The 24,430-nt window shown below is 65.3% G+C and carries 23 protein-coding genes and 2 pseudogenes; 13 read left to right on the top strand and 12 right to left on the bottom strand.

Annotated features, from left to right (window positions below; translation table 11 throughout):
• Positions 1 to 217: 217 nt before the first annotated feature.
• Positions 218 to 670, bottom strand: a complete 453-nt coding sequence (locus tag ACLBYD_RS25985) for an Lrp/AsnC family transcriptional regulator (protein WP_447818675.1) — start codon at positions 668 to 670, stop codon at positions 218 to 220.
• 129 nt (positions 671 to 799) lie between these two features.
• Between ACLBYD_RS25985 and ACLBYD_RS25980 the strand changes: the two genes are divergently transcribed.
• The gene (locus ACLBYD_RS25980) at positions 800 to 1,420 is read left to right on the top strand and encodes a LysE family translocator (RefSeq protein ID WP_447818674.1); all 621 of its coding nucleotides are present in this window, start codon (positions 800 to 802) and stop codon (positions 1,418 to 1,420) included.
• A 246-nt stretch (positions 1,421 to 1,666) separates the two neighbouring features.
• Entirely contained in the window at positions 1,667 to 2,371 is a 705-nt protein-coding gene (locus tag ACLBYD_RS25975) for an RraA family protein (protein WP_447818673.1), read from the top strand.
• Positions 2,372 to 2,448: 77 nt separating this feature from the next.
• Here the strand turns inward: ACLBYD_RS25975 and ACLBYD_RS25970 are convergent, their stop codons facing one another.
• Genes ACLBYD_RS25970 through ACLBYD_RS25960 form a run of 3 tightly spaced genes read right to left on the bottom strand, consistent with a single transcriptional unit; the run spans position 2,449 to position 5,906 of the window.
• A complete protein-coding gene (locus ACLBYD_RS25970; protein WP_447818672.1) occupies positions 2,449 to 3,444 on the bottom strand; it encodes an MBL fold metallo-hydrolase in 996 nt (331 codons plus the stop codon).
• Positions 3,445 to 3,450: 6 nt separating this feature from the next.
• Positions 3,451 to 4,233, bottom strand: coding sequence for an enoyl-CoA hydratase/isomerase family protein (locus tag ACLBYD_RS25965; RefSeq protein ID WP_447818671.1), 783 nt, complete (start codon positions 4,231 to 4,233; stop codon positions 3,451 to 3,453).
• Between the two features lie 56 nt (positions 4,234 to 4,289).
• Entirely contained in the window at positions 4,290 to 5,906 is a 1,617-nt protein-coding gene (locus ACLBYD_RS25960) for an AMP-binding protein (RefSeq protein ID WP_447818670.1), read from the bottom strand.
• Between the two features lie 164 nt (positions 5,907 to 6,070).
• Between ACLBYD_RS25960 and ACLBYD_RS25955 the strand changes: the two genes are divergently transcribed.
• From ACLBYD_RS25955 to ACLBYD_RS25940, 4 genes are all read left to right on the top strand, one after another.
• Complete coding sequence (locus ACLBYD_RS25955) at positions 6,071 to 6,928, top strand: response regulator transcription factor (protein ID WP_447818669.1); 858 nt, start codon at positions 6,071 to 6,073, stop codon at positions 6,926 to 6,928.
• A 197-nt stretch (positions 6,929 to 7,125) separates the two neighbouring features.
• A complete protein-coding gene (locus tag ACLBYD_RS25950) occupies positions 7,126 to 8,472 on the top strand; it encodes an MFS transporter (RefSeq protein WP_447818668.1) in 1,347 nt (448 codons plus the stop codon).
• 51 nt (positions 8,473 to 8,523) lie between these two features.
• On the top strand, positions 8,524 to 9,321 hold the full coding sequence (locus tag ACLBYD_RS25945) for an amidohydrolase family protein (RefSeq protein WP_447818676.1): 798 nt from the start codon (positions 8,524 to 8,526) through the stop codon (positions 9,319 to 9,321).
• Between the two features lie 111 nt (positions 9,322 to 9,432).
• Complete coding sequence (locus tag ACLBYD_RS25940) at positions 9,433 to 10,413, top strand: NAD(P)H-dependent flavin oxidoreductase (RefSeq protein ID WP_447818667.1); 981 nt, start codon at positions 9,433 to 9,435, stop codon at positions 10,411 to 10,413.
• A 227-nt stretch (positions 10,414 to 10,640) separates the two neighbouring features.
• On the opposite strand, the gene ACLBYD_RS25935 is transcribed toward ACLBYD_RS25940, so the two are convergent.
• Positions 10,641 to 11,039 carry an aldo/keto reductase gene (locus ACLBYD_RS25935; RefSeq protein ID WP_447818666.1) on the bottom strand — a complete coding sequence of 133 codons (399 nt, stop codon included), beginning with the start codon at positions 11,037 to 11,039 and terminating at the stop codon, positions 10,641 to 10,643.
• Between the two features lie 76 nt (positions 11,040 to 11,115).
• Here ACLBYD_RS25935 and ACLBYD_RS25930 point away from each other — a divergent pair, with 76 nt between their 5' ends.
• Positions 11,116 to 11,262 carry a hypothetical protein gene (locus tag ACLBYD_RS25930; protein WP_447818665.1) on the top strand — a complete coding sequence of 49 codons (147 nt, stop codon included), beginning with the start codon at positions 11,116 to 11,118 and terminating at the stop codon, positions 11,260 to 11,262.
• A 29-nt stretch (positions 11,263 to 11,291) separates the two neighbouring features.
• Here the strand turns inward: ACLBYD_RS25930 and ACLBYD_RS25925 are convergent, their stop codons facing one another.
• The gene (locus tag ACLBYD_RS25925) at positions 11,292 to 12,185 is read right to left on the bottom strand and encodes an MmyB family transcriptional regulator (protein WP_447818664.1); all 894 of its coding nucleotides are present in this window, start codon (positions 12,183 to 12,185) and stop codon (positions 11,292 to 11,294) included.
• A gap of 190 nt (positions 12,186 to 12,375) precedes the next feature.
• Here ACLBYD_RS25925 and ACLBYD_RS25920 point away from each other — a divergent pair, with 190 nt between their 5' ends.
• Both ACLBYD_RS25920 and ACLBYD_RS25915 read left to right on the top strand, forming a co-directional pair.
• Positions 12,376 to 13,395, top strand: a complete 1,020-nt coding sequence (locus ACLBYD_RS25920; protein ID WP_447818663.1) for a zinc-dependent alcohol dehydrogenase family protein — start codon at positions 12,376 to 12,378, stop codon at positions 13,393 to 13,395.
• Positions 13,396 to 13,495: 100 nt separating this feature from the next.
• Positions 13,496 to 14,755: a multidrug effflux MFS transporter gene (locus ACLBYD_RS25915; protein ID WP_447818662.1), complete on the top strand. Its 1,260-nt coding sequence runs from the start codon at positions 13,496 to 13,498 to the stop codon at positions 14,753 to 14,755.
• Between the two features lie 249 nt (positions 14,756 to 15,004).
• Here the strand turns inward: ACLBYD_RS25915 and ACLBYD_RS25910 are convergent, their stop codons facing one another.
• Complete coding sequence (locus tag ACLBYD_RS25910) at positions 15,005 to 16,108, bottom strand: hypothetical protein (protein WP_447818661.1); 1,104 nt, start codon at positions 16,106 to 16,108, stop codon at positions 15,005 to 15,007.
• A gap of 303 nt (positions 16,109 to 16,411) precedes the next feature.
• Between ACLBYD_RS25910 and ACLBYD_RS25905 the strand changes: the two genes are divergently transcribed.
• From ACLBYD_RS25905 to ACLBYD_RS25895, 3 genes and pseudogenes are all read left to right on the top strand, one after another.
• Entirely contained in the window at positions 16,412 to 16,663 is a 252-nt protein-coding gene (locus ACLBYD_RS25905; RefSeq protein WP_447818660.1) for an SDR family NAD(P)-dependent oxidoreductase, read from the top strand.
• Positions 16,660 to 16,932: pseudogene (locus ACLBYD_RS25900) on the top strand (SDR family NAD(P)-dependent oxidoreductase); the annotation flags it as partial. The gene ACLBYD_RS25905 and the pseudogene ACLBYD_RS25900, both read left to right, overlap by 4 nt.
• 40 nt (positions 16,933 to 16,972) lie before the next feature.
• A complete protein-coding gene (locus ACLBYD_RS25895) occupies positions 16,973 to 17,167 on the top strand; it encodes an SDR family oxidoreductase (protein ID WP_447818659.1) in 195 nt (64 codons plus the stop codon).
• Between the two features lie 290 nt (positions 17,168 to 17,457).
• Here the strand turns inward: ACLBYD_RS25895 and ACLBYD_RS25890 are convergent, their stop codons facing one another.
• Positions 17,458 to 19,065, bottom strand: a complete 1,608-nt coding sequence (locus ACLBYD_RS25890) for an ABC-F family ATP-binding cassette domain-containing protein (RefSeq protein WP_447818658.1) — start codon at positions 19,063 to 19,065, stop codon at positions 17,458 to 17,460.
• Positions 19,066 to 19,695: 630 nt separating this feature from the next.
• Here ACLBYD_RS25890 and ACLBYD_RS25885 point away from each other — a divergent pair.
• Complete coding sequence (locus tag ACLBYD_RS25885) at positions 19,696 to 20,064, top strand: low temperature requirement protein A (protein ID WP_447818657.1); 369 nt, start codon at positions 19,696 to 19,698, stop codon at positions 20,062 to 20,064.
• Positions 20,065 to 20,624: 560 nt separating this feature from the next.
• On the opposite strand, the pseudogene ACLBYD_RS25880 reads toward ACLBYD_RS25885, so the two are convergent.
• The 4 genes and pseudogenes from ACLBYD_RS25880 to ACLBYD_RS25865 all read right to left on the bottom strand — a co-directional run.
• Positions 20,625 to 20,792 (bottom strand): annotated as a pseudogene (locus ACLBYD_RS25880) (IS256 family transposase); the annotation flags it as partial.
• A 359-nt stretch (positions 20,793 to 21,151) separates the two neighbouring features.
• The gene (locus ACLBYD_RS25875; RefSeq protein WP_447818656.1) at positions 21,152 to 21,427 is read right to left on the bottom strand and encodes a hypothetical protein; all 276 of its coding nucleotides are present in this window, start codon (positions 21,425 to 21,427) and stop codon (positions 21,152 to 21,154) included.
• 568 nt (positions 21,428 to 21,995) lie between these two features.
• A complete protein-coding gene (locus ACLBYD_RS25870) occupies positions 21,996 to 23,180 on the bottom strand; it encodes an acetyl-CoA C-acetyltransferase (RefSeq protein ID WP_447818655.1) in 1,185 nt (394 codons plus the stop codon).
• A 36-nt stretch (positions 23,181 to 23,216) separates the two neighbouring features.
• Positions 23,217 to 24,356 carry an acyl-CoA dehydrogenase family protein gene (locus ACLBYD_RS25865; RefSeq protein ID WP_447818654.1) on the bottom strand — a complete coding sequence of 380 codons (1,140 nt, stop codon included), beginning with the start codon at positions 24,354 to 24,356 and terminating at the stop codon, positions 23,217 to 23,219.
• Between the last annotated feature and the right edge of the window lie 74 nt (positions 24,357 to 24,430).

Here is a 24,430-nt window from a genome sequence, read left to right as displayed (position 1 = left end):
GCCGCAACCGGTCGGCGTGTCGGCCAGAACGGGCAAAGGTTCACGGGTGCGGCACTAGATCGTGATCTCGATGATGCGTTCGACGAACAGCGCGAGGCCCACAGATCATGGCCACTGCGGCGAGCCTGGTGGTGGTCACCGCAACGCGAGGTCTGGCTGCGGCGGATCCGCATGGGATGGTCCTGGGGCTGCGCTTGTTGGTCAGGGCAAGAAACTGTTATAGGGGGAGGGGCCGGTCGTCGGCGACGCTCTTCATGACCAGGGTGGAGCTGAGCCGTTGGACTCCGGGAAGGGTCGCGAGTTGTTCGTCGTAGAGCTCCTGGAAGGCCGGTAGGTCGCGGGCAAGTACGCGCAGCAGGTAGTCGGGATCGCCGAAAAGGCGTTGTGCTTGAAGGACGTGGGGAATGTCGACGACCGCGGATTCGAAGGCGTCAAGGGTGGCGCGGTCCGAGGAGTGCATGGTGACGAAAACGAGTGCTTCGAAGGCCAGACCCAAGGTAGTGGCGTCGAGGACGGCGCGGTAGCCGCGAATGGCGCCGGACTGCTCGAGTGCGCGAAGCCGTCGATGGCAGGGGGAGATGCTCAGACGGACCCGGTCGGCGAGTTCGGTAACGGTTAGTCGCCCGTCGCGCTGGAGTTCAGCAAGAATTTTCCTGTCCGTACTGTCCATGCAAGAGATCTTTCCCCAATAGGCCTTGTTTACAGGGATCTTTGGAAACGTGTTCTCCCGAACTCTTCCTAGTCTTTCTGCCAGGGACTCGAACTGCGGGTTTGTCTGGGTTGGTGAGGGAGGGTGAAAGTGGCGGTCGGCGCTGTTGCCGCGTTTTGGGCGGTGTCGTTCGTGTTTGTGCTGACGCCGGGAGCGGATTGGGCGTATGCGATCACGGCAGGTTTGCGACACCGGACCGTGCTGCCGGCGGTGGGTGGGATGTTGTCGGGCCATTTGCTGATGACGGCGGTGGTGGCCGCGGGGGTTGCGGCTTTGGTTGCTCGAAGTCCGGTGTTCATGACGGTGCTGACGGTGGCGGGAGCGGTGTATCTGGTGTGGTTGGGCGCGGTGATGCTTGTGCGCTCGACCGCCTCGGTCCAGGCCGCCGAAGGACACGTGACGCAGTCGCGGTTTCGGCAGGCAGTGACCGGGTTGGGGGTCAGTGGGCTGAACCCGAAGGTGGTGTTGTTGTTCGTGGCGTTGTTGCCGCAGTTCACCGATTCGGCGGGTTCATGGCCGCTCGGACTGCAGATTGTGGTGCTGGGTGTGGTGCATACGGTCAGTTGCGCGGTGGTCTACCTCGGGGTCGGTGCCGGTGCGCGAGTGGTGCTCCGTGCTCGACCCACCGCGGCGCGGGTGGTGACCGTGGTCTCGGGAGCAGTGATGGTCGCCCTCGGGGTGGTGTTGTTGTTCGAGCGGCTCATGACATGAGGTGCACTGGGACAGCGACTGTCGTCCTCCAATACGTTCGGTCGATGTTCGGAAAGGAGATGTGTGCTGTTCGGATTCTTTCGAATCGGTTCACCATGAAATGGCGGATGTCATTGCCTGACATTGATATCCGACCCCGCGGCATGCACAGTTCGCACATTCCTCCCGATCGTGATGAGGAGTTCTTGTAGTGCTCTGCGACGTACGCGGACTTCGCCTCTCTACCGTGCAAGGAGACCCATCCTGATGGACTCATACGAACTTCGACGAACCTTCCATATGTTGACCACGCCGCATGTCGCGGATGCGGTCATGCGTTTGGATCTACCGGTTCGTCAGGCGCCACCGAGTGTTCGGCCCCTATGGGGAAACGTGCATATCGTCGGCCGGATTCGTCCCGCGCGCCACACCGGCAGCGTCGACGTGTTTCTCGAAGCCATCGATCGTTCCAGTCCCGGCGAGGTCCTTGTAGTCGACAACGACGGTCGGGATGACGAAGCTTGCGTGGGTGACCTCGTCACTCTCGAAGCTCACCATGCGCGGCTCGCCGGGATCGTCATCTGGGGGTTTCACCGGGACTCACGCGAGCTCAGCTCCATCGGTCTCCCCGTCTTCAGTTGCGGCGCACTGCCGGCAGGGCCGCAGCGACTCGACCCCCAGTCATCGGAGGCGCTCACTAGTGCGCAGGTGGGAACACATCGGGTCACTGCCGATGATTTCGTTCTCGGCGATGAGGACGGTGTGTTGTTCCTGCCGCTGGACCGGGCCGCAGACATCGCTGCTGCCGCAACCGCGATCCGTGACACCGAGCGGAACCAGGCTGCACGTATGCACGACGGCACCAGTTTCCGTGCGCAGGCACATTTCGCCGAGTATCTGACCCGGCGTGATCACGAGGGCATCACCTTCCGTCAGCACTTGCGGGCTATCGGCGGAGCCATCGAGGAATAACACTTGGTGTTGCCTGCGGCGAGATCGCCGATCGTCCGGGAACCTGATGGTTTCGGGACGGTCGGCGTCTCGCTGCGTCATGGTGCTTGTCCGGGGGTGGGCGACGGCCAGGCGCGGGGAAGGGGCGTGCGCACCGACCCGGGTGGCACGAACGAGTGCTCGGCGGTGGCGTGTAGGCGACCGCGCCGCACCACGACCGCGCCGCTACGGACCATGGTGTTTACGAGCTCGCCGGCCAATGCCTCCGGACTGGTCCCCAGAAGCCGCGCTCCGTCGATCAGCCAGGCACGGTCCTGCAGATATGATTCCACTCCGTCGGTGTCGATACCGTTTCGGATCATCAAGGCGTAGGCGAAGATTCGCCGCAGCCCGTACCAGACGGCACCCTCGTGGTCGGCGACGAGGCGGTCTGCGCGCCGCTGCGCGTTCACCAGCGCTGCCGCCGGGTCGGACGGGATCGGTCCGTGTGCGGGGAGCACGACGCGCGGGCTGAGTTCGGCCAGGCGTTGTATCGATGCCGATGCGGTCGCTGCAGCGTCCGGTCCGTCGAGTGCGATGTTGACCCATCCGACGTCGTAGTTCGACAACGCATCTCCGACGATGAGCAGACCGGCGTCGGGCTGCCACAAGGCGAGGTGCCCTGGGGTGTGTCCCGGGGTGGACACGATCTGCCAGTCGGTGTCGCCGAGGCGGAGCACCGCACCGTCGGTGAGGGGTTCGTCGACGGTGTACGGGGCGACCGGTTGGTCGAGATATTCGGCCAGGCAACACCCCGGATCGCGGCGGGCGAGGGCGGCAGCGTCGGGGACGCTGGCGGCGATGCCGGCACCGCGGGCATGCAGCAGTGCGTTGCCGCCGACGTGATCGGCGTGCCAATGAGTGTTGACGACCCACTGCAGATCCCGGGTGTGGGCGTCGACCCAGGCGGCGGTATCGGCGGCGTGTCCGACGAATCCGCTGTCGATGAGCGCTGGCTCATGACCATTGATCAGCAGCAGGTTCGCATCGGGGAACGGTCGTTGCTGCCAGATCAGCCAGTCCGGGAGCATCTCGTGTGCGTTCTGGGCGGACATGGACGGTCACCAGTCGGCGGGGCGGCCCTTGAGCTGCTCCCAGTACCGGCGGTGGGCTCGCCGGGACGGTTCGCTGGTCATCCCGACGGCGAGTTCGCTGCGATCGAGGGGGTCGGAGAGCTCTGCGATATCGCGCAACGCCGGTGCCTGCAGGGCACGTTTGGTGTAGGCGTAATCGTCGAGGCAGTCTTGTGGGGTCAGTTCGGCGATCGCGACGGCCCGGTCGAGAAGGTCCTCGGGCGGCACGACCTCGTGCAGGATGCCCATGGCGTGGGCCTGCTCGACGGTGAAGATCTCGCCCTGCAGGCACGTACGGGAGGCCACCGGCTGCCCCCACGCGTAGGTGAGCATGCGCAGATAGACCGCGGGCATGGGAATACCGATGTTGACTTCGTTGATCCCGAACCGGGCGTCGCCGGCGGCACCGACGGTGCGATCACACACCGCCGCGGTGATCAGACCGCCGGCGAAGGCGTGTCCGTTGACTGCGGCGACGGTCGGGCGTGGGTAGGTGAACAGGCGCATGTTCGTGGCGCGGTAGTCCTGGAACCAGGCCGCGACCTTGTCGGTGTCGTCGGCGAAGAGCCGGAAATGTTCACTGAGGTGGAGCCCGGCGGAGAACCGGGCACCGACACCGGTCAGCACGACCGGGGCGTCCGCGTGGTCGCGTTCGAGGCAATCGAAGGCTTCGTGCAGATCGTCGAAGAACGCCCGGTTCTGGGCGTTGACCGTATTGGTGTTCATCGTCACGACCGCAACGCGACCCCGACGCTCGATGTCCCAGCTCATCGCAATCTCCTTCACAAAGTGGGTTGAAACATGTTGTTCTACAGCGACTCTGAGGTTCAGAGGTCAAGGATCTGCAGGGCTTGTTCGCGCATTGCGACCTTACGGACCTTGCCGCTGACGGTCATCGGGAATTCATCGACGCAGTGCACATAGCGCGGGATCTTGTAGTGAGCGATCTTGCCGGTGCAGAAGGCGCGCAGTGCGGCGGTGTCGAGCGGGTCTGCGCCGGAGCGCAGGCGGATCCAGACCATCAGTTCCTCGCCGTACTTGTCGTCGGGCACGCCGATGACCTGGGCGTCGAGGATGTCGGGGTGGGTGTACAGGAATTCTTCGATTTCGCGGGGGTAGATGTTCTCCCCGCCGCGGATGACCATGTCCTTGATCCGTCCGGTGATTGCGAGGTACCCCTCGGTGTCCATCACGGCCAGGTCCCCGCTGTGGATCCAGCCGTCGGCGTCGATGGTCTGGGCGGTCTTGTCGGGATCGTTCCAGTAACCGAGCATCACCGAGTAGCCGCGTACACACAATTCCCCGGCCTGTCCACGAGGTGTGGTCTCGCCGGTGACCGGGTCGACGATGGCGACCTCGACGTGCGGGTGGGCGCGTCCGACGGTCGTGACGCGACGGTCGAGCGAATCGTCGACCCAGGTCTGCGCGGAGGCGGGGGAGGTTTCGGTCATCCCGTATGCGATGGCCACCTCGGGCACCCAGGCGGTCACCTGCTTCATGATTTCGACAGGGCACGGCGAGCCGGCCATCGCCCCGGTGCGCAACGCGGACAGATCATAGGAGGCGAAGTCGGGAACGTCGAGCATGCTGATGAACATCGTCGGCACGCCGTAGAGCGAGGTGCACTGTTCCTGCGCGCAGGCTCGCAGTGTCGCGGCCGGATCGAAGGCAGGTGCGGGAATGACCACACAGGCGCCGTGAGTTGTCGCGCCGAGATTGCCCATCACCATGCCGAAGCAGTGGTAGAACGGCACCGGCACGCAGATCCGGTCGTGTTCGGTGTAGCCGAGCAGCTCGCCGACGAAGAAACCGTTGTTGAGGATGTTGCGGTGTGAGAGGGTCACGCCTTTCGGCAGCCCCGTGGTGCCCGAGGTGTATTGGATGTTGATTGGGTCATCGGGTTGTAGGACGCGTTGGCGTTGGGCCAGCGCCGCTGTCGGGGTTGTGCTGCCGCGGTGGAGCATCGCGGCCCACTGCTCGGTGCCGAGATAGACCACGTGCTCGAGCTGCGGCGCACGGGGTGCGACCTCGGTGATCATGGCGGTGTAATCGGAGGACCGGAACGAGGGGAGGGTGAACACCATCCGGATCCCGGCGTGGTTCAGTGCGTACTCGAGTTCATGGGTGCGATAGGCGGGATTGAGGTTGACCAGCACCGCCCCGATCTTGGCCGCCGCGTACTGCACGATCGTCCACTCCGGGCAGTTCGGTGCCCAGAGGCCGATGCGGTCCCCGACGGCGATACCGTCCTCGAGCAAGGCCGATGCCAGTGCGTCGACGTCGCCGCGCAAGGTGGCGTAGGTCCACCGACGCCCCGTGGGCACGTCGATCACGGCGTCGTGGTCGGGGAACCGCGTGACGGTGTCGTCGAAACTCTCGCCGATCGTCATCTCGAGCAAGGCTCGCTCGGTGGGGCCGATGCTGTAACTCAACGTGGGGTTCATGGATGCTCCTCCGTTCACTGGGAGGAACTGTGACCGGTGATGCTCCTGCGGGGGACCCCCGATCGAGGGGGCACCAAGGTCGTACCCCCCTTCGGGGGTACGACCTTGCCGGTATGTGACCGCACTCACTAGCGTCGAGATTGTATGAGCAGGTGGAGGTAGAGATGACCGCAACTTTCGACACGACCATCCCCGTCGAACGGCGCATTCTTGCCCGTGCACTGGAGCCGTTGCGTAAGCACGCCGGAATGGACATGGTCTTCGGTGGCCCGGTCCAGCGTGGGGCGGCGTCCTTGGAGATCACCGATCTGACCGGTGTGCGGACCCGCTCGGCCGTCAACCTGGTGGTGCGCAACGGGGAAGGGCTCGGCGGCAAGGCGCTGATGCTCGGCCGACCGGTCTCGGTAGCCGACTACTTCTCGGCGCAGGGCATCACCCATGTCTACGACCACGCGGTGCGTCCCGAAGCCATCGAAACCCTCGCCGCCCTACCGATCGTGGTCGACCGAACACCTCGGATTCTGATCTACCTCGCCGCGCGGACCCATGTCCGTCTGGGGGATCGCTGGTTCGACAGCTTCGCTCCGCTGGCCCGCCGCCTCGAACGCGACATCGCCGTCGAGGACGAAGTCGGCCGGCGCCTGAGTCTGATGCGGGCAGATACCGAAGCCGAGCGTCCGGGACTCAGCCGCGCCGACATGCACGACATCGCCCAGGAACTGGCCCAGTTGGCAGAACAGATTCAGGATGACGTGCTGCGGGCGCGTCTCGAGGCCGTCGGTGACCGGTTCGCCCCCGTCCTGGCCCCGCGGGCGTCGCCTACCCCGATCACGCTGCGGCCCCGCGAAATCGATGTTCTCGAACAGATCGCGTGCGGACTGAGCAACCGTCAGGCCGCCGAGGCGTTGGGGCTGCAGCCCGAGACCGTCAAGTCCTACCTCAAGAGCGCGATGCGCAAATTGCATGCCACCAACCGGGTGCAGGCGATCGTCCTTGCCCGGGAGAACGGTCTGATCCGCTGACGACCCGACGGTAGCTGCCGAGGTTCGCTTCCGGGGCGAGTGCCCCGCTGCCCGTGTAGTGCTACCCCCGAAAGTGGCTGCGGAACAGCAGGACCCACTTTGGGGGGTGTGCGCACCGGTGTAACGGCGCTCACACTGCTCGCGTTGAACAGCCCCGCCTCCACTCGGCGGTCGGGGCCCACCGAGCAGGAGATCCGATGTCCCGAAACGCCGACCCGGCGGCCACCGCATCGACCCCGATGCGCCGTGTCGCCCTTGCCAGCTGCACCGGCACCACCATCGAGTTCTACGACTTCTTCATCTACGGCACCGCCGCGGCGCTGGTGTTCCCGAAGGTCTTCTTCCCGGCCCTCGGGACCGCCGCCGGCACGGTCGCCTCGTTCGCCACCTTCGCCGTGGCGTTCGTCGCCCGACCGCTCGGCGCTGCGCTCTTCGGTCACTTCGGTGACCGCATCGGCCGCAAGAAGACCCTGGTCAGCACGCTGCTGCTCATGGGCATCGCGACCGTCGCCATCGGCCTGCTTCCCAGCGCGTCGACCATCGGTGTCGCCGCCCCGATCATCCTGGTGGCTCTGCGCATCGCTCAGGGCTTGGCTGTGGGCGGGGAGTGGGCAGGCGCGACACTGCTGGCCACCGAATACGCCCCGACGAACAAACGCGGCCTGTATGCATTGTTCCCCCAGCTCGGACCGTCCCTGGCCTTCGCGTTGTCCAGCGGCACCTTCCTGCTGGTCAATCTGTTGGTCGGCGAAACCTCGGACGCCTTCCTCGACTGGGGCTGGCGTATCCCGTTCCTCGCCAGTGCCCTGCTCGTCCTGATCGGTCTCTACGTCCGGCTCAAGGTCGAGGAAACCCCGATGTTCGCACGACAGTCCACCCAACCTCGATCCGCCACCGGACCCCTGATCGGTGTGTTCAAAAATCAGCCGCGCGAGCTGCTGCTTGCAGCAGGCTCCTTGGCAATGATGTTCGCATTCTTCTATGTCGGCACCGCCTACCTGACCTCCTACGCCACCACCACCCTCGGCCTGTCACGCACCACGGTGCTGTCGCTGGGACTGCTCGCCGCCGTCGCATTCGCCGCGGCCACCGCCATCGCTGCCGGGTACTCCGATCGTCTCGGCCGCCGCCGGATGGTGGTCGGATCGTGCCTGCTGTCGATCCCCGGCGGCCTGCTGCTGTTCCCGCTGATCGACATTGCAACGCCGATCACGTTCTTCGCCGGATTGACGTTGACGCTGGTCATCATGGGCATCTCCTACGGACCCGCCGGCGCACTGCTGCCCGAGATGTTCCGGACCGAATACCGCTACACCGGCGCGGGCATGGCCTACGCGATCGCCGGCGTTCTCGGCGGCGGCACCGCCCCCACCCTGGCGGCCGAACTTGCCGCACGCTTCGGCGGCGCCGCGATCGGATGGATGCTCGCCGGATTCGGTGTCCTGAGCCTGATCTGCACGTTCTTCCTCACCGAAACCCGCCACCGAGACATGGAGAACCCCACCGCCGACCACGACACCAAAGCTGCCCCCGCACCCCTGTGAACTGTCCACCTCTCCGGAAGAAGACCTGTGAACACCACGATCGACGCATGGATGCAACACCCGACCCAGCGGTGGCTCGACATGTCCTTCCTGAACTCGCTGCGCCGCTGGTCGAAAGGCACCATTCCTGAGACCGAACCACCGGTCTCCTGGACCCTCGACCGCATGGACGAGGCCGGCGTCGGCGTCGGCATGCTCAGCGCCTGGCACAGCCCCGCCGGGGAACTGATCGGCAACGACGAAGTCGGCACCATCGTCGAACAACATCCGGACCGCTTCGTCATGGTCGCCTCGGCAGACCTGCGCCGCCCGATGGACGCCGTCCGGGAAATACGCCGGTGCGTCGGACAGTACGGCGCCCGGGCGGTACGAATCCTGCCCTGGCTGTGGGATCTGCCCCCGGACGACCGCCACTACTACCCGATCTATGCGGCATGCTGCGACCTCGACATCACCTTCTGCACCCAGATCGGGCACACCGGCCCGCTCGCTCCCTCCGAGCCGGGCCGCCCGATCCCATTTCTCGATCACGTCGCCCTGGACTTCCCCGACCTGAGGATAGTTGCCGGTCACATCGGTGTGCCCTGGACCGGCGAAGCGATCTCCCTGGCCACGAAGTACCCGAACGTCTACATCGATACCTCCGCCTACAAGACCAACCGCTACCCGGCAGAGATCGTCGACTATCTCCGCAACCACGGCCGGCACAAGGTGCTCTTCGGGTCCAACCACCCCGCCTGGCCCGCGCCCGATTGCCTCGCCGGACTCGACAAGCTCGATCTCGACGAACAAACCCGTGCTGCGTTCCTACGCGAGAACGCAATTCGCGCCTTCAATCTCCCACACTGACCATTTCGCGGCGGTTCCGTGATCGTGGACAACAATGCCCACCTCGTCCACGACCATCCCAGGGACCCCGGTACAACCCGACCACCCCCAACGACAGAACCGAGGAAACGTATGTTCGCCAATGCCTTCACCCGCACCTTCGGGATCGAGCATCCGATCGTCTGTGGCGGGATGACCGCCGTCGGCACCGCCGATCTGATCAGTGCCGTCGCCAACGCCGGCGCCCTCGGATTCCTCACCGCCCTGACGCAGCCCACCCCCGAGGCCCTCGTCAAGGAAATCACCCACTGCCGCGACCTGACCGACAAACCGTTCGGGGTGAACCTGACGATCCTGCCCACCATCAACCCGGTGCCCTACCACGAGTACCGCGACGCGATCATCGACAGCGGCATCACCATCGTCGAAACCGCCGGCGGTAGCCCTGCACCGCACCTGCCCGCTTTCAAGGCCGCCGAGGTGAAGGTGATCCACAAGGCCGTCTCCGTCCGTCACGCCGTCAAAGCCGAACACCTCGGAGTCGACGCCGTCAGCATCGACGGTTTCGAATGCGCCGGTCATCCCGGCGACGACGATGTCCCCGGCCTCGTCCTCATCCCCGCCGCAGCCAAGGCATTGTCGATCCCGATCATTGCCAGCGGCGGCATCGCTACCGGATCCGGCCTCGTCGCCGCTCTGGCCCTCGGAGCGTCGGCGATCAACATGGGCACCCGATTCATGGCCACCATCGAGGCACCCATCCACGACAACGTCAAACAGCAAATAGTCGCCCACACCGAACGCGACACGCGGCTGGTGTTCCGGGAGTTCAACAACACCGCCCGCGTCGCACGCAACTCGATCTCCGAGAAGATCATTGAGATCTCCCGTCGACCGGGAGCCACATTCGATGACATCGCCCATCTGGCGTCCGGCGCGCGCGGACGCGAGCAGGTGCTGGCCAACGGTGACGTCGAAGGCGGCATGTGGTGGGCCAGCCAAGCCCAAGGACTCATCGACGATGTCGCCAGCTGCCGAGCAGTCGTCCACACAATCATCACCGAAGCCTGCCGGATCATTACGGGCACACTGCCCGAGCAGCTCGGTAATTGACGGTTTCGGGACTGAAACAGCGTTGCTGTCGACAGATTCAAGGATCCTGACAAGATCGTGAGAATTTCTGGCTGACACGAATCTGGAACACCGCAGACCAGGACGCCACGCTACTGCCAAGCCCGGCGGAAACCTACACCGTTTGCAGGTTCCACGATCCGATGTCGGTTTCCGCATTTCGTGTCGGTAGGACACACTCGGCTCAGCGTTTCTGCAGTTCACGGCAGTCACCAGCGGACGCACTGCCCGGAATATCCGAGGATTCCGACAAGATCGTGAGAATCCCTGACTGACACGAACTCGGAACACTGCAGGTCCACGCGCTGCACTACTGACAAGTTCGGCGAGAAGCTACACCGTTCTTTGTCGAGATGCAGGGAAGATTGACAAGCCTGATGGCATAGACTGACAACGACCCCAGGTGAGAGGCCGCACAAAACTGTCAGCCTCTGACCTACGTCGGCGGTGTCGAAGAAGTTCACGCCTCGCTCGACGGCGCGGTCCATGATCTCGAACGCTTCCGCTTCGTCGGTGGCGTCGCCGAAGTTCATTGTTCCGAGCCCAATTCTGCTGACCCGCAGTCCGGAGCGGCCGAGGTGCTTGTATTCCATGGTCTTCTCGCTCATGCTTCGACGCTATGGCTGGGCGCGGCGGTGCGGGAGCCCCTGTGGGAAGGGGTACCAACAGGGACCCCTCGGGTCGGTGACCTGTTCTCCTGCACCGCCATGGCGCAATCTCGGCTTCTTCTACGGCGTCGCCGGGATGGACTATTCCGGCGATGTGATCCGCCTTGGCGCCACCGACGATCTCGATGGCGTCATCAAGCTGGACGGGCAGGGGGCGCGATAGAGGTCCGCCGGCTGAGTGCTGGGCGACCGTCAGCGTTCGGACTTCTCTGCGTCCGGGATCTGGGCGGTGTCGCTGTATTCGCCGGCGGCCCATGAGGCGAGCAGTTGCATGCGCTCCGCGGAGTCCGAGCCCGGTTCGGCGGCGTAGACGGTGATCGACAAGCCGGGCTCGGACTCCATCTGCATGCCCTCGTATGCGAGCGTCATCTCGCCCACCACATCGTGGTGGAAGGTCTTGAACCCCGTGCCGTGGTGACGGACGTTGTGCGAACCCCATCGGGAACGGAATTCGGTGCTGCGCGTGCATAACTCACCGATCAAGTCGTGCAGCTCCTTGTTGTGCGGGTCGCGGCCGGCCTCGGTGCGCAGGATCGCGACCGTGACGTCGGCGAACATGTCCCAGTCGGGATAGAACTCGTAGGCGCGTTCGTCGAGGAAGGTGAACCGGGCGATGTTCGGCGGCTGGCCGGGCATGTCGAAGGTGTCCTTGTAGAACGCCCTCGCGAGGACGTTGGCAGCGAGGATGTCCATGCGACCGTTGCGCACGAACGCCGGACCGGCGGTGACGGCATCGAGGATCCACTGCAGGCTCTGATGCGGCCGCCAACTCTTCGGACTGCGCTTGCGCGGCGGCCGGGCGACGGGGCTGGCGGCGTGGGCAAGGTCGAACAGATGCGCACGTTCAGCGTCGTCGAGAAGCAGCGCCTTGGCGAGGGCGTCGAGGATCTCCGGGGACGCCCCGCTGATCGCACCGCGCTCGAGCTTGGTGTAGTACTCCACACTCACACCTGCGAGGGCGGCGACTTCGCTGCGGCGCAGGCCGGTGACACGACGATTCGTGCCCTCCGGCAGCCCGACCTGATTCGGGGTCACCCGAGCGCGCCTGGTGGTGAGGAACTCACGCACCTGTGCTCGATTGTCCATGTCTCCACGGTAGGCACACGAAGTGCTACGAGACAGTCCCTCGTGGTACCCCCATCGGCCGGGACTCCCTCATGCGGGAAATCAGGAGAAAGCTGGGGGCATGGCTGCGGGATAGCCGTGCCGCAACCGGTCCTGGCACCGCCGTGCGTCGGCGATAGCCGCCCACCGAACAAGTGAAGGAGACCCCACCATGCGTGGTGTTGTCATGCACGCTCCCGGAGACGTCCGTGTCCAGGACCGCCGCGATCCGGTCATCGAAGAGCCGACCGACGCGATCATCCGCGTGACCGCCTCCTGCATCTGCGGGTCGGATCTGTGGCCTTACCGCGGCGCGGAGCCTGTAGAGAACGCGCCGATGGGGCACGAATACATCGGCGTCGTCGAGCAGATCGGCGCAGACGTCACGAACGTCGAAGTCGGCGACTACGTCGTGGGTTCGTTCGTGGCCTCCGACAACACCTGCGAAATTTGCCAGGCGGGCTTTCAGTCCCGATGCGTCCACCAGGTGATGATGGGCGCGATCGGCACCCAGGCCGAGTACGCCCGCATCCCGCTGGCCGACGGCACCCTCGTAAAGGTGCCCGGCGAGCCCACCGCGGCCCAGGCACGCAGCCTGCTCGCGGCCTCCGACGTGCTCGGCACCGGCTGGTTCGCGGCTGTCGCCGCCGAGGTCGGTCCCGGCAAGACCGTCGCGGTGGTCGGAGACGGCGCGGTGGGGCTGCTCGGGATCCTCGCCGCGAAGCGATTGGGCGCCGAGCGGATCATCGCGATGTCCCGCCACGCCGACCGCCAGGCACTCGCGCGCCGCTTCGGCGCGACCGACATCGTCGACGAGCGCGGGGAGGCGGGTGTGGCGAGGATCAAGGAGCTCACCGGCGGCTATGGTGCGCACTCCACGATCGAAGCTGTCGGCACACAGGAGTCGATGCTCCAGGCGATCGGCGCGACCCGGCCCGGCGGGCACGTTGGCTATGTCGGTGTCTCCCACGGCGTCGAGCTCGACGGCCAGGACCTGTTCTTCGCCACCGTGAGCCTGCTCGGTGGCCCCGCCCCGGTGCGCCGGTTCTTGCCTGAGCTCATCGAGCTGATCATGACCGACCAGATCGATCCGGGCGTCGTCTTCGACCTCACCCTTCCGCTCGATCAGGCGGCGGAGGGCTACAAGGCGATGGACGAGCGTCGCGCGACCAAGGTGCTGCTTACCCCTTGAGAGAGCGGAGCATCGGCCTCCGGAACGCTCCGGCGCCGGATCCTCACTGCCTTCTGTCGGCTGTGCCGATTCCGTCCCTACCCTTCATGAAAGACTCCGCATGTCCGACACCGCCCGCAAGGCCGGTCCTGTCCTCGCGACTCTGTTGCTTGTGCTCACCGTCTTCGGTCCGATCTCGATGGACCTCTACCTTCCCGTTCTCCCGGCTCTGACACAGGAGCTCGGTGCGGGGACCTCGACTGCACAATTCACCCTGACCGCGTGCCTCGTCGGCCTTGCCGTCGGTCAGGTCATCGCCGGACCGCTGTCGGATCGTTTCGGCCGCAAGGCCCCGCTGATGGTCGGTCTCGTCGCCTACATCGCGGCCTCGCTCTTGTGCGCGATCAGCCCGACGATCGAGACGCTGATCGCCGCGCGCCTCGTCCAGGGCCTCGCCGGTGCGGTGGGCATCGTCATCGCCCAAGCGGCCGGCCGCGATGTCTACTCCGGCAGCGCGCTGATCCGCTTCTACGGCAGAGTCACCGTCCTCGGCGGTCTCGCTGCGGTCATCGGCCCGGTTCTTGGTGGTCAGCTCGCCCGCATCACTGACTGGCGTGGCATCTTCGTGTTCCTTGCCGGTCTCGGTGCGCTCATCATGATCGCCACTCTTGCTTTCTATCGGGAGACCCTGCCCAGGGGCATGCGCACTACCGGCGGGATGAAACAGTCGGGCAGCGACTTCCGGCTATTGTTCGCCGACAAAGTGTTCGTCGGTGCCGTTCTGATCTGTGGCCTTACCCACGCCGCGCTGTTCGCCTACCTGTCCGGCGCGACCTACATCCTGCAGGACGGCTACGGGTTGTCTCCGCAGGGGTACTCGGTGGTGTTCGGCGCGAATTCCGCTGGCTATATGGTCTTTGGTTGGATCGGCGGCCGCACTGCTGAGCGCTGGTCCGATCGTGGCACCCTCGCCGTCGGTGTCGCCGTGACCGGCCTCGGCTCGGTCGGACTCCTGGCCACAGGTCTGATGGGATTGCCGCTGTCGGTGGTGCTCGTCTCCCTGTTCGTCTTGGCGTCGGGTGTGGCGTTCGCTGCTCCGCCGTCTGCGTCGCTCGCGCTTGCCGAGTACCCCGAACTTGCTGGGACTGCGTCCTCGGTTCTCGGTCTCGCCCGGTTCGGTCTCGGCGGCGTCGCTGCTCCGCTCGTCGGTCTCGGCGGAGCGTCGGCCGTGTTGCCGTTGGGGATCGTGACTGTCGTGTGTGTGGTGCTCTCGCTCGTCGCGCTGATTGCGTTGGTGGGCCGTAGAAACCGCAGTCGGCGTCTCACGGGCCGAGTGGGCCAGGTGTCCGACGAAGCCCTGCGACTGGTTTCGGGAAAGTGATTCCGAAACGGCAATTTACGTCACCGACCCGGCAGCAACCGTGAGTGATTATGGGGCCCGGCCACACGCCTGTCTGATTATCCGTTGTTGTAGGTTCTCGATCTCGGTGTCAGTTTCTCGATTTCGTGTCAGTAACGGGACCCTGAAAAAGTGCCCCGGGCCAGCGAGGACGAGGACAGGTCCGTACAGCGCTCAGGTGATCCTGCCGTTACGCTTTCACTGCGCCGACGCGCCATTCGAACCGAGCAATCAGATCTCGGACCACGCCTCGTCGTGGTCGTCGCGCACCCATTCGACGATGTCGCCGTCGGCGTGAACGTCGTCGGTGAGCCAGAATGTTTCGTCGGGTGCCCAACCTGCGATCACCGACGCCGCATCACCGTCGACGTCGATGGCGATGCCCGCAGCGGCGAGGTAGCCGGCGACGGTGAGGTGCACTCCGCCGTGCACCTCGGCGACGGCCTGCCAGTCGGGCAGCACCCACGATCCGTCGCGGCCGGTGGTGCGGTACCAGTCGTGGCGTTTCTGTGCGGTGACCTCGAGGGGAAATCGTCGGCAGAGTTGCGCCCAGTCCTCGGGCCCGTCGATTTCGAGTACGTCGACGGTGCCGGGTACGAGGTGTCGCCGCGCCCCGGCATGGTTCTCGCCGCCGGAGTCTTCGACGAACCACAGGCATGCGGGTGAACCGTCGTCCAGTGCTCGTGTGGAGCACGGGACGCCGAGTGGTGTGGACCACCACACCCCGGACCAGTTGGCCGTCGGGTCGGTGGGTCGTTCCCGTGCTGCTCGTTTCTCCTCGGCGATGGCCTTCTCGCGCCATCTGGCGAGCGCGTGCCCGACCGGAGGGACACTGGCGTGAGGTTCGACCCAGCCCAGTGACCACTGCTCGTCCCGCACGATGGCGGTGTTCCACCATCGGGCGTGCTCGGATGCGGTGAGGTGCTCGGCGATGCGTCGCAGTTGCGGGCGCATCGGCTCCGTTGCAGCAAGAATGTCGTCGCCGTCGGGTTCTTGCCAGTACCGGGCGGAATCGGTGGTGGCTGCGAGCACGGTGCGCAGGTCTGTCTCGGTCGCTGCGGGCAGCGGCACGTTCGCCAATCGTCGCGCAACGTCCTCGGGGGAGATGTCCGGGAGGGGCTGGTCGGCGCCGGGGCCGTAGAGCACGCCTGCGGTTCCGCGTGCCACGTCGATGCGGTAGGTGGCGTAGAAGACTCCCGACGAGAACGAGTCCAGGGTGTGTTCGTCGCGTGCACGGTCGTCGGCGATCTGCGCGTATTCGAGGAGAAGACGACGACCGCGCGGACCGGCCAGCAGTACCTCGGTCAGGTTCGCCGGAGTGTCCCGTGCCGTCATGGCGTCCAGTAGATCATTACCGCCGCGGCCGTGACGGGTGGAAGATGCTGATGCTTCGGCGCGCGGCGTCAGGTCACCGACCCGACGTGTGTTTGACCTGGCGCGGGGCTCCCACGTTCGTCGTTGGCCTCATCTGAATCAAGTAGTCTTCGACGGGATCCTCATCGAGATAGCTGTCGAAGCGAGTATCTCTGCCCCGGGCGCAGATACGGACTCGGTATCGGCGGTTGCCGGGCTCACCGCGATGGCCGCAGGGGGCACCCGTGGCGTGAAGACTTTCGTGCGATGTGGAGGAGAGAGCCGATGAATCCCTCGGGTTCGGTAAGAACCGACGTCTTTCGCGCCGATCTGTTCGCCGGCAGATCCGTGCTTGTCACCGGTGGTACTTCCGGCATCGGCGCCGGCATTGCGTCGGCCTTCGCCGCCCTCGGTGCCAACGTGTGGGCCATGGGTCTACCGGCACCGGGGCACGAACCCGACACGAGCGGTGAGGCGGTGACCGTCGTCCATGCCGACGTCACCGACGACACAGCCCTCGCCGATCTGCTGGAATGAATGGGGATGTGGACGTACTGGTGAACTGCGCCGGAATTGCGCTTGAGGATGGATCCGAACACACACCGGACGGCTGGAACCGTGTGCTGCGGGTCAACCTCACCGCGGCGATGCGTCTGAGTACGTTCGCACGTCCGCGCATGGCCGGGCGCGCGGCGTCGATCGTCAACGTCGTCTCGATGTACTCGACATTCGGCAGCAATTTCATCCCCGCCTACGCGGCGTCGAAAGGTGCTCTCGTGCAACTGACGAAGTCGCTCGTCAGGCCTACACGGCCGACGGTGTCCGGGTCAACGCCGTGGCACCGGGATGGATCGACACCCGCTCGGACGCGGACATATGGAGGATCCGCAAGCCAACGCGGAGATACTGCACCGAACCCCGCTGGGGGCGTGGGGGATTCCGCAGGACGTTGCATGCGCCGTGGTCTTCCTCAGCTCGCCGGCCGCGTCCTACGTCACTGGATCGGTGCTCCCCGTCGACGGCGGTTACATGACGGCGTAACCGGCGCACCGCGTTGCCCGCCGCGCTGGGAGAACTGGTCGGTGTGCTCGTGCGCCGCGCCGGGTGGAGTCTTTACGCATACCCCAGAAGGGGATATCGCAGTAAGTGCCGGCCTGCAACAGCATCACGGGCGCCGTCAGCATGCGCGGATGGTGCCCGCAAGAACGCCCGTCTCATCCGCACGGACACCCCCGTCAGCCACCCTGGTGACGAAAATCCAGTCGCAGGAGGCGGATCGACCGACGGGCGGCCCACCTCCTGCGGTTGCCGTTGAGGATGGCTCGACGGATTCAGACGCCGAGCTCTCGGCGCTGATGCATCCTTCCATTGTCGTCGAGCTCGATCACGGTGTCGACGCCGATCCGTTCCAGGAAGGCGACGTCGTGGCTGACGATGAGAAGCGCCCCGCGGTACGAGTCGAGGGCCTCGGCGAGCTGCTCGACACTGGTGATGTCGAGGTTGTTGGTGGGCTCGTCCAAGATCAGCAGCTGGGCGGGAGGCTCGGCCAAGAGCAGCCTCGCGAGCAGGACCCTGAACCGTTCGCCACCGGAGAGCGTCCGCACCGGACGATCGACGCTGTCACCACGCAGCAACAACCTGGCGAGTTGGTTGCGGATGGTTCCGGCCGGAGTCTCCGGTGCGACGGCCTGCACGTTTTCGATCGCGTTGGAGTCGTCGTCGAGCCCGTCGAGGCGCTGGGGTAAGAAGCCGACGGCGTCCGTGATCAACCGGCCGTGGGGCCGGCCGGCCACAGGCTCGGTCTGCTGGACGAGTTGCTCGAGCAAGGTGGACTTCCCCACGCCGTTCGCGCCGACGAGTGCCACGCGTTCCGGACCCTGGATGATGATCGTGCGGTCTTCGTCCTCCAGTTCCGCCAGGCGCCGACCGCGAGGCACATCAGGATCGGGCAGGACGAGGTGGATGTGTTCCTCGTCGCGGACGCGCGAGTCGGCCGCGTCGACCGCGGCTTGCGCGGCCTGGACCTTGTCGTCGAGCGTCGACCGCAGGGAGCCGGCGGACGCCTGGGCCTTGCTGGCGCGGTTGCCGGCGAGGATCTTCGGGATGCCACCATCTTTCTGGGTCTTCCTGCCCGTCCGTTCCCGGCGCGCGAGCTTGGTTTCCGCTTCGACGCGCTGCCTCTTTTCCACTTTCAGGGCCTGCTGAGCAGAACGCGCAGCCTGCACCGCGGCGGCCTGCTCCTGCTCCTGATGTTCCTTCCAGGCGCTGTACGGGCCACCGAACGTTTTCAGCGTCCCGTTGTACAGCTCGGTGGTGTTGTCCATGTGCTCGAGCAGCTCGAGGTCGTGGCTGACGACGACGAGGGTGCCCGGCCACTGGTCGACGAACTCGGCGAGCTTCGTGCGCGTCGCGCGGTCGAGATTGTTGGTGGGTTCGTCGAGCAGGGTGATCGGGGTACGACGGATGCGCAGGCCGGTGATCGCGATGAGCATGGCCTCGCCGCCAGAAACCTCGACGACGCGACGGTCGAGGTCTGCAGCGGAGAACCCGACCTGATGTAACGCCTCGTCGGCCCGGGTCTCGATATCCCAGTCGTCGCCGATCGCATCGAAGTGGCGTTGATCGGCGTCACCGGACTCGATCGCCTCCATCGCGTCGAGAATCGGCTGGATGCCGAGCAGCTCGGCGATCGTCGTGTCCTGCCGCAGCGTGAGCGTCTGCGGCAGGTAGCCGACCTCGCCGCTGGTGTCGATGTGGCCGGAGGTCGGGTGCAGCTCGCCTGCAATGAGGCGGAGCAAGGTGGACTTTCCGGCGCCGTTGCGGCCGATCAACCCGGTCCGGCCGGTGTTGAAGGTGCCGTCGACACCGGCAAGCGCGCGAGTGCCGTCGGGCCATTCGAACGTCACATTGTGCAGGGTGATAGCGGACTTCGTAGACACTGCTGTGTTTCTCTTTCTCTGCCGTCAGACGCCGGTGGGTGTGACAGGAATCAGTTCTGTGTCGATAGGGGCGGTAGCTGGAGACGACGCCGCAACGTAGTTCGCGTGCAAGTGCCGTGGTCGGCGCCGATGCCTGTGCCGAACTGGCGTCGCCAGGTCGCATGAATGCTGGTCTTTCGGCGAACGCGGTGCTGAGAGGTGGGAGCGGGGGACTTGCGGGCCTGCATGGCAAAGCCTTTCGTGAGCAGTTGTGAACAGGACAACCGGCCACGGGCCTGCCGATGAAGCGATAGGTCACACCGGATGGGCAGCACGGAACTGGCTCCCATGACGCGGAGCTGTCGCTCGACAGTCAGGAAGGAACAGACGGCACACCCCGAAAGGCAGAACCCATATTCGCAATCGTGCACTCAGGACCGAGGTCGGTGCGAGGCGAACGTGCCGGTGAGGACTACGCGGGTGTCGACATCCCAGAATGGGACGGACTCCCGCACGTGTCGGAGAACGAACATTCACTGATGCGGAGAATCGCCGCTCAAGTGAAAGCCACCGGCAATTCGGTGGCTAGGCTCTGTCTATCTCGATCAGTCCCATGCGTATTACCTTATCAGCCCGCTGACCCTCACCCGCATGCGACTGCGTCCTGTGGACAAGGGCAGCATGTCCGCCTGGATCGGCAGGGCAGTACTGCAGTCGGTCGGCTGGATCGTGCTGATTTTCGTCGATGTCCCAGTGTGGGAGACCTTCCTGCTGACCGTCCCGCTGATCCTGCTCGAGTTGCTCGGCCCCGTTCTCGGTGAGCGCGCCACGCGGACTCCATGGCATCCGCATCACATCGCCGAGCGGTATAGCCTGCTCACCATCATCGCGCTTGGTGAGGTGATCGTGGGTACGGTCGCGTCGCTGAGCGCTGTCGTCGAACTGCAGGGATGGGATGTGACCGCCGCAGTGACGGGCCTGGCAGGAGTCGGTCTGACGTTCGGTCTGTGGTGGGTGTAATTTCAGTTCCCCTTCGGCGTCGTGCTGCACCACCGGCGGTCACGGCCGTTCGGTTTCGGATACGGACGCATTCTGGTATTTGCGGCGCTGGCCGCGGTCGGTGCGGGGCTGCACGTGGCTGCCTATCACCTCGAACACTCCGTGGAGGTGCGATCTGTTCTGCCGGGAGGCTGCACGGTATCCATGTCGTCCGTTGTTGCAGAACGGAGCCCGAAGTCCTTTTAGACTTGCGAGTGCAGTCTCGGCGGTCGGAACGGCTGGCGAAGAAATCGAAAGGTTTGGGAGCGGTCGCGCGCACAGCTCCGGTGGCGTGTCGTCCGGTTCGCGTACCCGGGGAAACGAGTTCCGCATGCTCTTCGTGATTTCCGTCGTTGCCAGTTCGGTCGAGCCATGACCCGCGCGGCACCGCGCAGGATCGGAGTCGAGGAGGAGTTGCACCTCGTCCATGCAGCCACGCGGCAACCGATCGACCGCGCACCGGAACTGCTCGAGCAAGACAACTCATCGACCACGGATCACATCATGCACCACAACCCAATTGATCCACATGAGACACGCTCTTAGTTCTCACTCGGGGTGATCTGGCCCTCGAACCTGATAATGAAAGCGTTCAGTGCCGGCTTCCGTCTCGTTGCCCATCGTGTTGTTCCTTTTCCGGTCGGGTCCCGGGCCCGGGTTGCCGAACACAGACGCTTCGATACGGCTTGTTGGTTGGGAGAATGTTCGCGGGTTCATCGACCATGGGGGCGAGGCGGTTCTTACGGCCCCAAGCCCAACAGCCCAGCCCTGGTAGCGAATCGGAGATCCTTGAGCGGAAGCTCGGCCGCTTCGAAGACGAGAATGCTGTCCTAACGAGTCGAAACCACCAAGCGGCGTGTTTCAGCGGTACTGGGACGGGACGGGGCGGGGTGGCGGCAAGCGAGTCGAGCCCTGGCTTACCGCCTTATCTGCTCAGCTCAGAATCGTGGAGCGGCAAAGGCCATCAGTCCCCCGAAGCCGTGGCTGCATCGACTGCCCGTGCCGACGGCGCCCGAAAATAGAACCAGACCAAGCATTATCGCGCAAGAGGGCTGGACCCGTTGTCAACTCAACTCGATGTGTGCAGCAGAGCTGCAATGTCCTCATCGAGTTGCTGAAGCGCCACGATAACCGGAACTCGGTGTTCTCGACCGATGTGAGAAAGCTCGGTCTTCGTACGGTCTCGTCTGGGCAGTGGCCGCAATTCGGTGATTCGTGATTGCAGAGCGCTGCCGAGTTCCTCCAGCTCGGAACTGAGTCCACTGATGATGAGCAGCTCTGGGTCGACAATCGCCTCGATCAGCAGGGCAGTGTAGGCAATTCGGTCGACAATGTCACGAATCATATTCTGTGATGGAGGGTCTCGATGTGCTGCGTGCCATAGCGACGAGAATTCGGGCTCATCCAGGGGCGTTCCCCCTGTGGACCCGACGACACCGGCAGTTCCGGTGGCACCCGTATACGGTCGCCCATCGATGATCAGTCCTACACCGATGCATTGTCCGCAATCCAGTACGACCGCGGAACGTGCCCCTCTTGCCCTACCGGCTATTGGCTCAAGGCCTGGCCGGGTGGCGATATCTGTGCAGTTGACCGGCACACGCAAATTGCCAAGATCCGCGGCGGAATCGACCGCCGCGGTGAGCTCCCCACGGAGGTGACATCGACAGCGACAAAGTGCGTGCTCTTACCCACGCCTCTCATCAAGAGCTGCTGCGATGTCCGAGCGCGCGAACTCGATAGGTCAGTCAACACCGTTCGAGTGCCGCGTGTGCAGGGCTGGGACAGCAGTGCGTCCGAGACCGAACGTACCGCCGGTGGTGACGGCTCCACCGATGTTCATAAAGATCTTCCTGTCTCGGAAGGACCGGAGGATTTCCTGCAGCTGAAGGCTATTGGGACCGGTTGGGTGCCTAGGGCACATGCAGGATGAGGGCGTCGCCCTGCCCGCCGCCACCGCAGAGCGCGGCGACACCGGTGCCGCCGCCGCGACGGCCGAGTTCGAGCGCGAGGTGCAGCACGATGCGCGCACCGGACATCCCGAGGGGATGGCCGAGTGCGATGGCGCCGCCGTTGACGTTGATGCGTGTCCGGTCGAGGTCGAGTTCGCGGGCCGAGGCGATACCGACGGCGGCGAATGCTTCGTTGATCTCGACGAGATCGAGGTCCGTCGGCGCGATACCCTCACGTGCGCAGGCCTTGACGATGGCCCGCGACGGCTGGGATTGCAGTGTCGAGTCCGGGCCGGCGACGACGCCGTGGGCGCCGATCTCGGCGATCCAGGACAGTCCGAGTTCTTCGGCTTTGGCTTTGCTCATGACGACGACGGCGGCGGCGCCGTCGGAGATCTGGGAGGCCGATCCGGCGGTGACGGTACCGTTCTTCGCGAATGCGGGCGGGAGCGCGGCGAGTGTCTCGACGGTGGTGTCGGGGCGGATGCCCTCGTCGGCGGTGAACAGGACGTGCTCACCCTTGCGTTGTGGGACCGGTACCGGCACGACCTCGTCGTCGTACACGCCGTCCTTCCAGGCTCGCGCGGCGTTCTGGTGGGAGGCGGCGGAGAAGGCGTCCTGCTCTTCGCGGGAGACGGCTCGTTCGTCGATGTTGGCGTATTCGGTGAGGTTGCCCATGCCCTGTGCGGTGAACACGTCGTAGAGTCCGTCGTGCGCCATGTGATCGCGCAGCGGGACGTCGCCGTATTTGAAGCCGGCGCGGCTGCTCTCGAGCAGGTGCGGTGCCTGGCTCATCGACTCCTGGCCGCCGGCGACGATGATGTCGAACTCGCCGGCGCGGATGAGCTGATCGGCCATCGCGATTGCCGTGAGCCCGGACAGGCAGACCTTGTTGACGGTCAGGGCCGGCACGTCCATCGGGATGCCGGCTGCGGCGGCGGCCTGGCGGGCGGGGATCTGCCCGGCTCCTGCGGTCAGGACCTGGCCCATGATGACGTAGTCGACCTGCTCGGGGGATACCCGGGCCTTGTCGAGTGCGCCTTTGATGGCGATGCCGCCGAGGTCCGCGCCGGAGAAGTCCTTGAGCGAGCCGAGCAGGCGTCCCATCGGGGTGCGGGCGCCGGCGACGATCACGGTGCTGGTCATGAGGTGACCTTTCGGCAGTAGGGGAGGGGCGGCGGGTCAGCCGGCGAGGTGGCGGCTGATGACCAGTCTCTGGATCTGGTTGGTGCCTTCGAAGATCTGGGTGATCTTGGCTTCGCGCATATACCGTTCGACGCGGAAGTCGCGGGTGTAGCCGTAGCCGCCGAGGACCTGCACGGCGTCGGTGGTGACCTTCATCGCGGCGTCGGTGGCGACGAGTTTGGCGACCGAGGCGTTGCGCGAGTACGACAGGCCCGCGTCGCGGCGCCGGGCGGCGTCGAGGTAGGTGGCGCGGGCCGAGTCGACGGCGGCGGCCATGTCGGCGAGCAGGAAGCCCAGGCCCTGGTGGTCGATGATCTTGCGGCCGAACGCCGTGCGTTCCTGGGCGTAGGCCACGGCCTCGTCGAGCGCGGCCTGCGCGATGCCGGTGGCGACGGCGGCGATGCCCAGGCGACCGGCGTCGAGGGCGCTGAAGGCGATCTGTAGGCCCTGCCCTTCGGCGCCGAGGCGGCGTTCTTCCGGGACGAAGGCGTTGTCGTAGTGCGCCGAGGTGGTGGGCACGGCGTGCAGACCCATCTTCTCCTCGGGCTTGCCGAAGCTCAGTCCCTCGGTCTCCTTGGGGACGAGGAAGCAGGAGATACCCTTCGAGCCTTCGCCGGTGCGGGCGAACAGGTTGTAGAAGTCGGCGATACCGCCGTGGGTGATCCAGGCCTTGGCGCCGGTGATGCGATATCCCCCGTCGGTGGCGGCGGCCTTGCAGGTCAGGGCGGCCGCATCGGACCCGGCCTGCGGTTCGGACAGGCTGTAGGCGCCGATCGTGGCGCCGCCGAGCATGTCCGGCAGCCACTGCTGCTTCTGCTCGTCGGTGCCGAACGCCATCAGTGGGTGGCAGGCCAGACTGTGGACGCTGACCGCGACCGCGACCGCGGCCCAGCGGGCGGCGATTTCTTCGAGGACCTGCAGGTACACCTCGTACGGTTGGCCACCGCCGCCCCATTGCTCGGGGTACGGCAGGCTCAGCAGCCCGGCCTCGCCCAGGGTGGCGAACACACCCTCGGGATAGGTCTCGGACTTCTCGTGCTCGTCGACGATGGGGGAGAGCACCTTGTCGGCGACATCGCGGGTGAGCTGAATGAGGTCACGGGCCTCGTCGGTGGGCAGCAGGCGGTCGACGGCCACAGGATTCTCCTCGATAGATACGAAAGGCAGTACTCGATTCTGCTTCACAGTACTGTCGACGGGGCAGTACTGCA

This window comes from Rhodococcus sp. C26F (assembly GCF_053345925.1).
This window is presented reverse-complemented; position numbering and strand designations above follow the sequence as displayed.